The organism is Falsiroseomonas frigidaquae (assembly GCF_012163145.1).
In the GTDB taxonomy this organism is placed as follows: Bacteria; Pseudomonadota; Alphaproteobacteria; order Acetobacterales; family Acetobacteraceae; genus Falsiroseomonas; species Falsiroseomonas frigidaquae.
Genome location: NZ_JAAVTX010000006.1, coordinates 234,441 through 246,747, shown reverse-complemented (window position 1 = coordinate 246,747; position 12,307 = coordinate 234,441). Strand labels below are relative to the sequence as shown.

The 12,307-nt window shown below is 70.6% G+C and carries 12 protein-coding genes; 7 read left to right on the top strand and 5 right to left on the bottom strand.

Annotated features, from left to right (window positions below; translation table 11 throughout):
• The first annotated feature begins 25 nt into the window (after window positions 1-25).
• Window positions 26-877, top strand: a complete 852-nt coding sequence (locus HB662_RS20715) for an alpha/beta hydrolase (RefSeq protein ID WP_168052319.1) — start codon at window positions 26-28, stop codon at window positions 875-877.
• Here the strand turns inward: HB662_RS20715 and HB662_RS20710 are convergent.
• Complete coding sequence (locus tag HB662_RS20710; RefSeq protein WP_168052317.1) at window positions 861-1,430, bottom strand: YidB family protein; 570 nt, start codon at window positions 1,428-1,430, stop codon at window positions 861-863. The two genes, HB662_RS20715 and HB662_RS20710, sit on opposite strands and share 17 nt — an antisense overlap.
• 122 nt (window positions 1,431-1,552) lie before the next feature.
• Here HB662_RS20710 and HB662_RS20705 point away from each other — a divergent pair, with 122 nt between their 5' ends.
• From HB662_RS20705 to HB662_RS20690, 4 genes are all read left to right on the top strand, one after another.
• Window positions 1,553-2,527 (top strand): tripartite tricarboxylate transporter substrate-binding protein, encoded by a 975-nt coding sequence (locus tag HB662_RS20705; protein WP_168052315.1) that lies wholly within the window; start codon window positions 1,553-1,555, stop codon window positions 2,525-2,527.
• 65 nt (window positions 2,528-2,592) lie between these two features.
• Complete coding sequence (locus HB662_RS20700; protein ID WP_168052313.1) at window positions 2,593-3,660, top strand: alcohol dehydrogenase; 1,068 nt, start codon at window positions 2,593-2,595, stop codon at window positions 3,658-3,660.
• Between the two features lie 28 nt (window positions 3,661-3,688).
• On the top strand, window positions 3,689-5,104 hold the full coding sequence (locus tag HB662_RS20695) for a cytochrome P450 (RefSeq protein WP_245185785.1): 1,416 nt from the start codon (window positions 3,689-3,691) through the stop codon (window positions 5,102-5,104).
• Window positions 5,104-6,066: a lysophospholipid acyltransferase family protein gene (locus HB662_RS20690; RefSeq protein ID WP_168052311.1), complete on the top strand. Its 963-nt coding sequence runs from the start codon at window positions 5,104-5,106 to the stop codon at window positions 6,064-6,066. Before HB662_RS20695 ends, HB662_RS20690 begins: the two co-directional genes overlap by 1 nt.
• Window positions 6,067-6,074: 8 nt before the next feature.
• Here the strand turns inward: HB662_RS20690 and HB662_RS20685 are convergent, their stop codons facing one another.
• The gene (locus tag HB662_RS20685) at window positions 6,075-6,608 is read right to left on the bottom strand and encodes a hypothetical protein (RefSeq protein ID WP_168052309.1); all 534 of its coding nucleotides are present in this window, start codon (window positions 6,606-6,608) and stop codon (window positions 6,075-6,077) included.
• 134 nt (window positions 6,609-6,742) lie between these two features.
• On the opposite strand from HB662_RS20685, the gene ilvD reads away from it, so the two are divergent.
• Entirely contained in the window at window positions 6,743-8,461 is a 1,719-nt protein-coding gene (gene ilvD / locus HB662_RS20680; protein ID WP_168052307.1) for a dihydroxy-acid dehydratase, read from the top strand.
• A gap of 288 nt (window positions 8,462-8,749) precedes the next feature.
• Complete coding sequence (locus HB662_RS20675) at window positions 8,750-9,094, top strand: hypothetical protein (protein WP_168052305.1); 345 nt, start codon at window positions 8,750-8,752, stop codon at window positions 9,092-9,094.
• 3 nt (window positions 9,095-9,097) lie between these two features.
• On the opposite strand, the gene xth is transcribed toward HB662_RS20675, so the two are convergent.
• The 3 genes from xth to HB662_RS20660 form a co-directional block, all read right to left on the bottom strand.
• Complete coding sequence (xth, locus tag HB662_RS20670) at window positions 9,098-9,874, bottom strand: exodeoxyribonuclease III (protein ID WP_168052303.1); 777 nt, start codon at window positions 9,872-9,874, stop codon at window positions 9,098-9,100.
• Between the two features lie 19 nt (window positions 9,875-9,893).
• Entirely contained in the window at window positions 9,894-11,717 is a 1,824-nt protein-coding gene (locus HB662_RS29985; RefSeq protein ID WP_168052301.1) for an ATP-binding protein, read from the bottom strand.
• Window positions 11,718-11,941: 224 nt separating this feature from the next.
• A complete protein-coding gene (locus HB662_RS20660; protein WP_245185784.1) occupies window positions 11,942-12,286 on the bottom strand; it encodes a HesB/IscA family protein in 345 nt (114 codons plus the stop codon).
• Window positions 12,287-12,307 lie beyond the last annotated feature (21 nt).

The following is a 12,307-nucleotide window of genomic DNA, read 5'->3' as shown; positions in this document are numbered from 1 at the left end:
CCCGGTTGGATGGGGGGAGAACGCCATGCTCAAACGCCGCGGCCTGATCGCGCTGGGTGCGCTGGCCGCCCTGCCGAGGGCGGCACAGGCCCAGACGGTGTTCCACCTGCCGGACCCCGCCGGCATGCGGGTCTTCCTGCATCGCCCCGCCGGCTGGCGCCCGGATGGCCGGGTCATCATCGTCATGCACGGCCTGCAACGCGATGCCGACCGCTACCTGGCGGAATGGGCGCCGCAGGCGGAGGCCGCGAACCTGCTGGTGGTCGCGCCCGAATTCTCCCGCGCGCTGTTCCCCACCGTTGCCTCCTACAACTGGGGCAACGTCGTCACCCAGGATCTGGCGCCAAACCCGCCGGAGGCCTGGTCCTTCGGCATCATCGAGAAGGTCTGGGACGCGGTGCGCGCGCGAACCGGCGCGACGCGCCCCGGCTATGCGCTGTTCGGCCATTCCGCCGGCGCGCAATTCGTCCATCGCTACCTGCTGCTGGCCGAGACCAGCCGGGCGGAGGCAATCATCACCGCCAATGCCGGCTCCTACACCATGCCGGTGCGGGAGGTGGCCTTCCCCTCCGGCCTCGGCGGCACCAGCGTGGATGATGCCAGGCTGGCGGCGGCCTTCGCGCGGCCGGTGACGGTGCTGCTCGGCGCCGATGACGTGGACCCGAACCACCGTTCCATCCCGCGCCAGCCCGGCGCCATCGCCCAGGGGCCGCACCGCATGGCGCGCGGCTTGCGCTTCTACGCCGAGGCCCGCTCCAGCGCCTGGCGACTGGGCGTGCCGTTTCGCTGGCGGCTGGAGACGGTGCCCGGCGTCGGCCACGACAATGGCGGCATGGCCCGCCGCGCGGCGGAGATCGCGGTCAGCGCCCCAACCTGATCCCGAAGCCGGACAGCACCTCATCCTCCTCCGCCTCGGGCAGGTCCTCATCCGGCCCGGGCAGGCGGCCATCCGGCGTCAGGCGGTCCACCATGCGCGGCAGGCCCTGGCTGAGCCGCGCCAGCACATCGTCCCGCCCCAGCCCGGTGCGGGCTTCCACCTCGGCCAGCGCGCCGGGCGGCAGGGCGCGTTCCAGCGCCGCGGGGTCGGCCGGCTGGTTGCCGCCCTGGGCGATCCAGCTCTTCACCTGCGGACCGAGCCCGGCCGCGCGCAGCCGGTCCGTCAGCGTCGCCAGGCCGCGCGGCCCGCCCGAGCCATGCGTCAGGCTGGTGAGCAGGGCACGCAGCACCGTCAGGTTCATGCCATCCGCCCCGGCGGCCTGGGCGGCGCCCGCTTCGGCCTCATGCAGGTCGAGACCGCCGGGGTGGCCGAACAGCCCGTCCATGATCTCGGTCAGGCTGCCGCCGCCAAGCTCGCCGGAGCTGTGGCCCTCCATTGTCTGGTGCGGCGCCTCCCCGCTGCGGGACAGGATGCGGGACAGGATATCGGTCATCGCGCGTGGTCCTTTCTCATGCGGGCCTCAACGCGCACCGCGCGGCGGTGTTCCGGCCCCGCTTGCGCGGCTGGCGGGGCTTGGGCCTAATGCCTGCAAAGAACGATCAGGGAGGATCGACCATGCCCCAGCTCACGCGCCGCGTGCTGCTCACGGCTGCCGCCGCACTGGCCGCGCCCGCCACCATCCAGGCGCAGTCCGCCTGGCCCAACGGCACCATCCGCATCGTGCCGCCCTTTCCGCCGGGCGGCAGCACGGATGCCCTGGCCCGGCTGCTGCAGCCGCATCTCATGCGCATCCTCGGCGTGAATGTGGTGGTGGAGAACCGGCCGGGCGCTTCCGGCTCCCTCGGCACCGGCGCCGTGGCGCGCAGCGCGCCGGATGGCAACAGCTGGGTGCTGGTCTTCGACACCCATGCGGTGAACCCGGCGCTGATCCCGAACATGGGCTTCGACACGGAAAAGGACATGACGCCGCTGCTGCTGTTCGGCACCGCGCCGATGGTGCTGACGGCGCATCGCACGCGCCCCTTCAAGACCTTCGCGGAGATGGCGGCCGCCGCCAAGGCGAAGCCGGATACGCTGACCTATGGCAGCATCGGCAACGGGTCGCTGGCGCATCTGACCATGGCGCTGGTCGGCCGCGCGGCCGGGCTGCAACTGGTGCATGTGCCGTATCGCGGCGGCGGCCCGCTGGCGATCGCCGCCGTGGCGGGGGAGGTGGACATGCCGGTCGCCACCCGGCCGGCGATCGGCGTGCATATCGACAGCGGCGCGCTGGTGCCCCTGGCGCAGACCGGCGCCACGCGCTCCCCCTCCATGCCCGACATCCCGACGCTGGCCGAGGCCGGCGTGCCCGGCATCGATGCGCGCGCCTTCTGGGGCTTCCTCGGCCCGGCCGGGATTCCGGCGCCGATCAAGCAGCGGATGGAGGCGGCGCTGCTCGAGGCGCTGGCGGTGCCGGAGGTGCGGGCGCGCGTCATCGCCCTCGGCATCGACCTGGATCCGAAGGGGGAGGCCGAGTTCGGGGCGTTCCTGTCCAGGCAGATCGCCACCTGGGGCGCGGTGGTGCGGGAGAACAACATTCGTCCTGATTGAGCGGCCCGATTGACCGGAACCGCGCCGCCTGTTGCCATGCATCCGATGAACCGGGGGAACGAACGATGAAGGCATGGGCGATCGTGGAAGTGGCGCAGCCGTTGCAGGAAATCGACCTGCCGACGCCGGAGCCCACCGGCAAGCAGGTGCTGCTGGAGGTTACCCATGCCGGCGTCTGCCATTCGGACATCCATGTCTGGGAAGGCGAATGGGACCTCGGCAGCCGCGGCAAGATGCGGCTGCTGGACCGCGGCGTGAAGCTGCCGCTGGCCATGGGGCATGAGACGGTGGGCCGCGTGGTGAAATGGGGGCCGGAGGCCGAGGGGCAGGGGCTGGAGGTCGGCCAGACCCGCATCGTCTTCCCCTGGGTCGGCTGCGGTACCTGCGCCAAGTGCCGGGCGGAGGAGGACAACATGTGCCTCCAGGGCAAGGCGCTCGGCATCTTCCAGAATGGCGGCTACGCCACCCACATCCTGGTGCCGGAGCCGCGCCACCTGGTTGATCCGGGTGACATCGACCCGGCGCTGGCGGCCACCTATGCGTGCTCCGGCATCACGGTCTTTTCCGCCATCAACAAGGTGATGCCGATGGAGGCCGACGTGCCGATCGTGCTGGTCGGGGCCGGCGGTCTGGGCCTGCAGGCGATCGCGGTGCTGAAGGCCATGGGCCACAAGCGAATCGTCTCCGTCGATGTCAGCGATGAAAAGCTGGAAGCGGCACGTCAGGCCGGGGCCAGCGACACGCTGAATGCCAGCGGCGAGGATGCGGCGCAGCGCCTGGTCGCCCTGTGCGGCGGGCCGGTGGAGGCGATCATCGACCTGGTGAATGGCAGCCAGACCGCGCGGATGTGCTTCGACGCGCTGACCAAGGGCGGCAAGCTGATCCAGGTGGGGCTGTTCGGCGGCGAGCTGACCGTGCCGCTGCCGCTGATGGCGATGCGGGCGCTGACCGTGCGCGGCAGCTATGTCGGCAGCCCGAAGGAGCTGCGGGAGCTGGTGAAGATCGCCCAGGGCGGCGGGTTGCCGAGCATCCCCATCACGCGGGAGCCGATGCAGAATGCGGACAGCGCCCTGCAACGCCTGCGTGCCGGGAAGGTGACTGGCCGCATCGTGCTGACGGCGGAGGCTGCATAGGCCGCAAGAGGCATGTAAGCTGCGGGGCATGCTGATCGAACCGGCTGCCCCGCCGAGTGCCCCGACGCCCTTGGCGCCCTACGTGCCCCCGTATCCGCCGCGACCGGATACGGGCCTGCCGCTGCTGCGGATGCTGAAGCTGGCGCGGGAGAACTGGCTGGCGATCTGGGCCAAATCCTCCTTCGAGCGCGACGTCTATGGCAGCCGGCTGTTCCTGCGCGATGTGGTGGTCTGCAACAGCCCCGATTCGGTGCACTACGTCTTCGTCGAGCGGCATGAGAATTTTCAGCGCAAGAGTCCGCAGCACCGCCACGCGCTGACGCCGCTGCTCGGCGACGGGCTGTTCGTCAGCGACGGCCCGCTGTGGCGCGAAAGGCGGCGGGTGGTGGCGCCCGTCACCCATGTCTCGCGGCTGGCGGAGCTGGCGCCGGCCATCACCGAGGCCGCGGCGGAGCGCCGCGAACAGTGGCGCGCCTTGGCGAATGGCCCGGCGCCCGGCCCGCTGGATGTGCTGGCCGAGATGGGCCACCTGACCGCCGAGATCATCTGCCGCACCATCTTCGGCCGTGCGCTGGGCCGCGATGCGGCGGGGGAGGTGGTGGCCGCCTTCGCCGAATACCAGGCGCATATCGGCCAGACCGACATCCTGTCCCTGCTCGGCCTGCCGGACTGGTTCCCCCGCTTCCGCGGGCCGCGTGTGCGCCTGGCGGCGCGCCGCATCCACAAGGTGGTGGACGGGCTGATCGCGGACATCCTGGAGGGCAGCCATGGTGGCGAGGCGTCCCTGATCCGCGCCATGTCGGAAGCCAAGGTGCCCGGCACCGACCGCCCGATGGACCGCCGCGCCTTCCGCAACGAGGCCATCGTGCTGTTCATGGCGGGGCATGAGACCACCGCCAATACCCTCGCCTGGGCGCTGTTCATGCTGTCCCAGGATTCCGCGAGCGCGGAGCGGCTGGCCGGGGAAGTGCGCGAGGTGCTGGGCGACCGCGTGGCGACGCTGGCCGACCTGCCCAACCTGCCCTTCACCCGCGCAGTGGTGGAGGAAACGCTGCGCCTGTATCCCCCCGTGCCGCTGCTGTCGCGGGAGGCGCTGGGGCCGGACCGGATCGGCGACCGCCCCGTGACGAAGGGCGCCATCATCCTGGTCAGCCCCTGGCTGCTGCACCGCAAGCCGGGGCTGTGGGACCAGCCGGATGCCTTCATCCCGGACCGCTTCATGCCCGGCGCGCCGAAGCCGCCGCGGCATGCCTACATCCCGTTCAGCACCGGCCCCCGCATCTGCACCGGCCAGCATCTCGGCCTCGCGGAAGCGACCATCTGCCTCGCCGCCCTGGCCGGCAGTTTCCGCCTGGTGCTGGAGCCGGGTACCCAGGTGATGCCGGTGGCGCGGCTGACCTTGCGCCCGGGCGAGACCCTGCCGATGCGCCTGACGGCCCGGTAATGGACCACCTCTACCCGTCGCCCCCCTGGCGCTGGTCCGCGCGCCGGGACCTGCTGCGCCATTGGCTGCGCGATCCCCTGCAGGGGCTGGCCGATTGGCTGCCGCACCAGGCGCTGCGCCTGCTGCCGACCGAGGCCGCCTCCGCCTTCGGCGTCCGCATGGGGCAGCGCGCCGGCCGCAAGCGGCAGGTCGGCTCCGACCGCGTCCGCGCCCTGCTGCGGCAATTGCGGCCGGAGGCGACGGCCGAGGAGGTGGAGGCGCTGCTGGCCGCGCATTGGGCGCATGTCGGCCGCTGCTTCAGCGAATTCGCCGCGCTGTCGCGCTTCCGCGCCGAGGGGCGGATCGAGATCGAAGGCGGCGAACAGCTTCTGGCGCTGCGCGATGCCGGGCGCCCGCTGATCATCGCCGGGCTGCATGTGGGGAATTGGGAAGTGGTGCATGCCGGGTTGGCGCAGCTCGGCATTCCCTTCCACGCCATCTACCAGCGCCTGCCCAACCGATTTCGCATGCGCATCGCGGACAAGGCGCGTGGCCGCAGCCGCAGCGTGGCGGGACCGCAGGCGGCGGTGGCGGTGGCACCCACGCTCGGCGCGGTGTTCGAGGCGCATCGCGTGCTGGAAAGCCGCGACGCGGCGCTGCTGTATTACGTAGACGAGTTCTGGGAGGGACGGGTGCACGCCCCGGCCCTCGGCCGGCCGTTGAAGCTGGACGGCAACATCATGCGCGCGGTGCGCCTGGCGTCTTCCACCGGGGCGGCAATCGTGCCGGCCTATGCGCTACGGCTGGGACAGGCGGCGCGGTTCCGTCTGCACTTCCTGCCGGAGGTGCCGGTCGGCCCGCCGGGGCGCGGCCGCAAGGCGGTGCTGGAGGACATCGCCGCGCTGGATGCGGTGCTGGAGCAGGTGGTGCGCGCACACCCCGAGCAGTGGTTCATGGCGCATGTCTTCCAGCCGGATCGGTAGACGGGCTTTCAGCGCCGCAGCTGCTCCATGAATCGCTGGTGATTCTGGTCGTTCAACTGCTGCTGCTGCTGCATCCTGTTCTGGTGCTGCTGGAATTGCTGCTGCTGTTGCTGCATGCGGGAATTGTGGTCCCGGGTCATCTGCTGGCTGGAATAGCCCTGGCCGCCCTGCATCATGCCCCCAGCCGGCATCCCCGCCTGGGCCTGCTGCTGCTGCCAGGCGCCCATCACCTGCTGCGCGCCACTCTGGAAAAACTGGCAGGCCTGCATGTTGCCCTGCTGGCAGGCGAACTGCGCCTGGGTGAGCTGCTGCGCGCTGGCCTGCAATTGCTGCATCGCGCCGCAGCCCTGCGGATTGCCTTGCTGGCACGCCATCTGCGCCGAGTTGTACAGGGCCTGGAGCGGCATCGCGACGCGCGGGTCGAGCTGCGCCGCGGCAGGTCCCGCCACGAGAAGCCCGAAAGCCAGGCACGCCATTGGCGAAAGATGGGCGAGTCGGGCCATGTCTCTGAGCCTCGTCGTGAAATCTGGACGGACGATCATGGCCGCCGGTCCCGACCCTCGCCAAGCTTCCAAAGGGGGTAGCCGGCCACTTGTGCGCGAGGCTTCCGGCACGCGCCCCTGGCCGCGCGCCGCATCCTGTGGCACGCCAGTCCCAAACCATCGGGAAGCGCGCCATGACCAAGTGGGACAAGTCCAAGCTGCCGAGCCGCCACACCACGGTGGGGCCGGAACGCGCGCCGCATCGCAGCTACTACTACGCCATGGGCCTGACGCAGGAGGAGATCGACCAGCCCTTCGTCGGCGTCGCCACCTGCTGGAACGAGGCCGCGCCCTGCAACATCGCGCTGTCCCGCCAGGCGCAGTCGGTGAAGATCGGCGTGAAGGAGGGCGGCGCGACGCCGCGCGAATTCACCACCATCACGGTGACCGACGGCATCGCCATGGGCCACCAGTCCATGAAGTCCTCGCTGGCCTCGCGCGACGTCATCGCCGATTCCATCGAGCTGACCATGCGCGGCCATTGCTATGACGCGCTGGTCGGCGTGGCGGGATGCGACAAGTCGCTGCCGGGCGTGATGATGGCGATGGTGCGCCTCAACGTGCCGTCGGTGTTCATGTATGGCGGCTCGATCCGCCCCGGCCGCTTCCAGGGCCGCGACGTGACGGTGGTGGATGTGTTCGAGGCGGTCGGCCAGCACGCCGCCGGCAACATGTCCGACGCCGACCTGCTGGATCTCGAACAGCATGCCTGCCCGGGCGCCGGTGCCTGCGGTGGCCAGTTCACCGCCAATACCATGGCCTGCATCTCCGAGGTGCTGGGCCTGGCCCTGCCGGGTTCCGCCGGCGCGCCCGCACCTGACGAATCGCGCGACTACTACGCCGTGCAGTCCGGCCGCGCCGTGGTGGACCTCATTCGGAAAAACCTGCGGCCGCGCGACATCGTGACGCGGGATGCGCTGTTCAACGCCGCCGCCATCGTCGGCGCGACCGGCGGGTCCACCAACGCCGCGCTGCACCTGCCGGCCATCGCGCATGAATGCGGCATCAAGTTCGACCTGCATGACGTGGCGGAGATCATGCGCGCCACGCCGCATATCGCGGACCTGAAGCCCGGCGGGCGCTACGTGGCGCAGGATGTGTTCAACATCGGCGGCGTGCCGGTGATCATCAAGGCGCTGCTGGAAGGCGGCTACCTGCGCGGCGACGCCATCACCGTCACCGGCAAGTCGCTGGCCGAGAACCACCGGGAGGTGATCGTCCCGAAGGACCAGGATGTGGTGCGCCCGACCAGCGACCCGATCAGCCCGATCGGTGGCGTGGTGTCGCTGAAGGGTTCGCTCGCGCCCGAAGGCGCCATCGTGAAGATCGCCGGCATGCACAAGCTGCGCTTCGAGGGCACGGCACTGTGCTTCGACTGCGAGGAGGATGCCTTCAAGGCCGTGGAGATGCGCGCCTACAAGCCGGGCGACGTCATCATCATCCGCTACGAAGGCCCGAAGGGTGGCCCCGGGATGCGGGAGATGCTGTCCACCACCAGCGCGATCTATGGCCAGGGCATGGGCGACAAGGTGGCCCTGATCACCGATGGCCGCTTCAGCGGCGCGACGCGAGGCTTCTGCATTGGCCATGTCGGGCCGGAGGCCGCGGTCGGCGGCCCGATCGCCCTGCTGAAGAACGGCGACCCGATCGTCATCGACGCCGAGGCCGGCACCATCGACGTGATGCTGCCCGAGGCCGAGATGGCAGCCCGGCGTGCCGCCTGGACCCCGCGCAAGACGCTCTACACCTCCGGCGCCTTGTGGAAATACGCCCAGACCGTAGGGCCGGCGTCGCAGGGCGCCGTCACCCATCCGGGCGCGGCCGAGGAAGGCCACATCTACGCCGACCAGTAGGATCGCGCCTGGCGGCGCCACCGCCAGAATGCCCTCTCCCCCCCGTTGGGGGGAGAGGGTTGGGTGAGGGGGGCGGCCCCAAATTTAAGCCGGCTCCGCCCGCCGATTTAAGCCGGCTCCGCCTGCCCATCTAAGCCGGCTCCGCCCACCAATTTAAGGCGGCTCCGCCGCAATGGGCCTCGCAGTCGCCGCGATCGCGCCCGAACCGGGACATGACGCTCGGGTTAACTCCGTATCAAGCGGCAGGGCCACCGACAGAAACCGGTCCGCCGCGCGGGAGTCCCCGTCATGCGCCGCCTCCGAGCCTTCTTCCTGCTGCTGCCGGTGCTGCTCTTCGCGCCGGGCTGCGTCGTTGCCGCCGATGTCACGCCGGTTGGCGGCTACGGCTATGGCTACGCGCAGCCCTATTACGCGCCGCCGCCGCCGCGCTACTACGCGCCGCGCCCGGTCTACCGGCCGTATTATGCGCCGGCCCCGCGGTACTATGGCCCGCCGCCGCGCCACTACGCGCCGCCGCGCCACCATGGCGGCTGGGATCGGGGTCGCGATCGGGGCCACCAGCAGCACGGCCATCGCGGCAATGACCGGGGCCACGATCGGGGCCACGATCGGGGTGGGCGCAACTGGCGCTGAGGCTCAGTCAGCCAGGTCGACGACGAGCGGCGTGTGGTCGGAGGGCTGTTCTTCCGCCCTCGGGTCCACATCCACCGTGCAGGCCACAAGCCGCTCTGCCAGCTCCGCGCTCAGCAGCGCGTGGTCGATCCGCAGCCCGGCATTGCGCTCGAAGGCGGAGCCGTAGTCCCAGTAGGTGTAGATCTGCTCCGGCGCCGGGTGCAGCGCCCGCAGCGCATCGGTCAGGCCGAGATGTTCCAGCGCACGCCATTCGGCGCGGGTCTCCGGCCGCACCAGCGCATCGGTCGGCGGCAGGGTGCCCTTTGCCAGGTCGTGTTCGGTCGGGCAGACGTTGAAGTCGCCGAGGATGGCGAAGGGGATGAAGGCATCCAGCCGCGCCTGTGCCAGGCGCCGCAGCCGCTCCATCCAGGCCAGCTTGTACAGGTAGCCCTCATCCCCGCCGGAATTGCCGTTGGGCAGGTAGATGCCGGCCACCTGCATCCCGGCCGCGGCCACCTCGATGTAGCGGGCCTGGCTGTCAGTCGCCTCGCCCGGCAGCGACTCGGCCACCACCTCGAAGGGAATGCGCGACAGCACCGCAACGCCGTTACGGCCGCCCGGCTGCCCCACCGCATGGAAGCGGTAGCCGGACGCGGCAAGCTCCACCGCCGGGAATTCCTCCGTCCGACATTTCAGCTCCTGGAGGAACAGCAGGTCGGGCTGCTGCCGCGCCAGGAAGCGCAGGATATGCGGCGCCCGCTTGCGGACGGAGTTCACGTTGAAACTGGCGAGCCTTGTCATGCGGCGGACACTGCCCGCTCTAGGCCGGGAACGAAAGGGTGACGCGGGTGCCCTGGCCGAGCGTGCTCTCGATCGCGAGGCTGCCGCCCAGGTTCTCGGCGAATTGCCGCGCCATGGACAGGCCGAGACCGGTGCCGCGGCCCGACCCCTTGGTGGTGAAGAACGGCTCGCTCGCCTGGCGCAGCACCTCCGGCGTCATGCCGGTGCCGGCATCGGCGACGGTCACGCGCAGCCGCGCCGCGCCATCCTCCGCGCGCTGAAGCCCGGCCGTCACGCGCACCTCGCCGCCATCCGGCATCGCGTCGCGCGCATTGATGACCAGGTTCACCAGCACCGTCTCGAACTCCGCGCCGTCCGCCCGCAGCGGCGGCAGGTCCGGCTCCGCCTCGCAGACCAGGCGGATGCCGGAGCCGAGCAGCCCGCCCACCGTCTCCTGCAGCCGCTCGAATGCCGCCTGCAATTCGACCGGTTCTTCCCGCATCGGCTGCTGGCGGCCGAAATCCAGCATGCGGGACGCGATCCGCGCGCCGCGCGCGGCGGTTTCCCGCATCATCAAGGCCAGGCTGCGGACCTTTTCCGGTTCCTGCGCCCGGCGGTCGATCAGTCGTGACGCGGCCATGACGCTCTGGATCAGGTTGTTCATGTCATGCGCCACGCCGGCGGTGATCTGGCCGAGCGCGGTGATGCGGGCCGTCTCGTGCAGCCGGATTTCTGCCTCCAGCCGCCGCACCGTTTCCGCCCGCGCGCGGGCCAGGGCGACGTATTCGCGACGCATGCCGATCTGCGCCAGCCGGATCAGCGAGAGCAACAGGGCCACCACGACGACGGCGGCGGCGGCGTAGCCAGCGGCGCGACGACCCCAGATGCGGCGCATCTCGTCCATGTGCAGCCCGTAGATGACAGCGACGCCGTAGCGGTCGAGCCACCGCGCGGCCACCAGCCGATTGGCCCCGAAGGCGGGAAGACCGGCGCCGGAATTGCCGGCACCGACATAGGCGAGGGCGACCCGCCCGGTCCGTGCCGAGGTGGCGATGATGGCCATCTTGTCCTCATGGGCGCCGGCCTCCTCCGGCGCCTCCGGTGCCGCCGGGTGGCGCACCAGGATGCGCCCGTCCTGGCGGATGAGCTGGATCGTGTCGGAGGGGGATATGACGATGGATGCGTAGAAATTGGCGAAGGCGTCGACGTCCGACGTCGCCCAGATCACGCCGCCATCGGGCCTCCCTTCGCGACCGCGCCGGGGATGGCTGACCGGGAAGATGCGGCGCCCGCGGACGCGGCCGGTGATGGCGGCGCCCACCGCCGGCCGCACATCATCCACCCGCGCCCCCTGATGTGCCTGGAAGTAGTCGCGTTGGGACCGGTCCACCGGCTGCATCGGGAAGGCGCGGCTGGAGATATGCAGCAGCATTCCGTCCGGGGAGATGATGCCGATGGCGCTGGTGCCCGGCGCGCTGTCGCGCAGCCTGGCCAGGAAATCAGCCACATCCGCGCTGGCCGATATCTCCGGCCAGGTGCGGTCCATGATGAAGCGGTTCACCGCGGTGAGATAGGCTTCCTGGCTCTCCAGCGAGCGCAGCGTGTTCTCATGCAGCAGGTCGACTGTCCGGGTCAGGCGGCTTTCGGTGTCCGCCTGCAGGTCCTGCCAGCTCAACCAGGCGGCGACTGCCGCCGCCAGCAGCGGGAGCACCACCACGGCCACGCAGAGCGGCCAGAATGTGCCGGGGGAGGTGAATCCGGGGGGTTCCGGCGGCGCCGGCAGCCTGTCGCTCGCCCGCCGGCCGACCGGGGTGACGGCACCTTCCAGTGCCGCACGGGCAGGCTCGGCAAGGGATACCGTCACGTTACCGGAATGCCCCGGCTGCGCCATAGGCTGACCCTATCCTTGCCGCATCCCGCATAACTGGAGGTTGCAGCCGCGTCCAGAACTGCCAGCCCTGGCAACGTTCCTGTGAACGAAACAGGGCGCCGTCGACGCTTGAGCCGACCCTTTGGCCGGCCCGTCGACGCCCATGGCTGATCAGATGTGAAGGTCCGCGATCTTGGGCCGACTGCGCCCGCAGCTGCCTAGCCGACGCTGAAGCTCGTGCCGCAGCCGCAGGCGCTGACGGCCTGGGGGTTCTTCACGGCGAAATGGGCGCCGATCAGCGCCTCGGTCCAATCCAGCTCGGCACCGGCCAGCAATTCCATGCTCACCGGATCGACGAAGACTCGGCCGGGGCCTTCCGCCACCACCAGATCATCCTCGGCCGGCGCATCCTCCAGGTCGAAGCGATACTGGAAGCCGGAACAGCCGCCGGCATCCACCGCCAGGCGCAGGCCGGCGCCCGGCTTGCCCTGGCGGGCCGCAATCTCCGCCACCTGGGCGGCGGCGCGGGGGGTGACACGGAACGGCGCGGTCATGGTGTCCATGATGGCAAGATAGGATGGAAA

What these genes read in the sequence shown, in the direction of transcription:
- HB662_RS20715 (WP_168052319.1), top strand. Translation starts at nt 26, where the DNA reads ATGCTCAAACGCCGCGGCCTGATCGCGCTGGGTGCGCTGGCCGCCCTG.
- HB662_RS20710 (WP_168052317.1), bottom strand. Translation starts at nt 1,430, where the DNA reads ATGACCGATATCCTGTCCCGCATCCTGTCCCGCAGCGGGGAGGCGCCG.
- HB662_RS20705 (WP_168052315.1), top strand. Translation starts at nt 1,553, where the DNA reads ATGCCCCAGCTCACGCGCCGCGTGCTGCTCACGGCTGCCGCCGCACTG.
- HB662_RS20700 (WP_168052313.1), top strand. Translation starts at nt 2,593, where the DNA reads ATGAAGGCATGGGCGATCGTGGAAGTGGCGCAGCCGTTGCAGGAAATC.
- HB662_RS20695 (WP_245185785.1), top strand. Translation starts at nt 3,689, where the DNA reads ATGCTGATCGAACCGGCTGCCCCGCCGAGTGCCCCGACGCCCTTGGCG.
- HB662_RS20690 (WP_168052311.1), top strand. Translation starts at nt 5,104, where the DNA reads ATGGACCACCTCTACCCGTCGCCCCCCTGGCGCTGGTCCGCGCGCCGG.
- HB662_RS20685 (WP_168052309.1), bottom strand. Translation starts at nt 6,608, where the DNA reads ATGATCGTCCGTCCAGATTTCACGACGAGGCTCAGAGACATGGCCCGA.
- ilvD (WP_168052307.1), top strand. Translation starts at nt 6,743, where the DNA reads ATGACCAAGTGGGACAAGTCCAAGCTGCCGAGCCGCCACACCACGGTG.
- HB662_RS20675 (WP_168052305.1), top strand. Translation starts at nt 8,750, where the DNA reads ATGCGCCGCCTCCGAGCCTTCTTCCTGCTGCTGCCGGTGCTGCTCTTC.
- xth (WP_168052303.1), bottom strand. Translation starts at nt 9,874, where the DNA reads ATGACAAGGCTCGCCAGTTTCAACGTGAACTCCGTCCGCAAGCGGGCG.
- HB662_RS20660 (WP_245185784.1), bottom strand. Translation starts at nt 12,286, where the DNA reads ATGGACACCATGACCGCGCCGTTCCGTGTCACCCCCCGCGCCGCCGCC.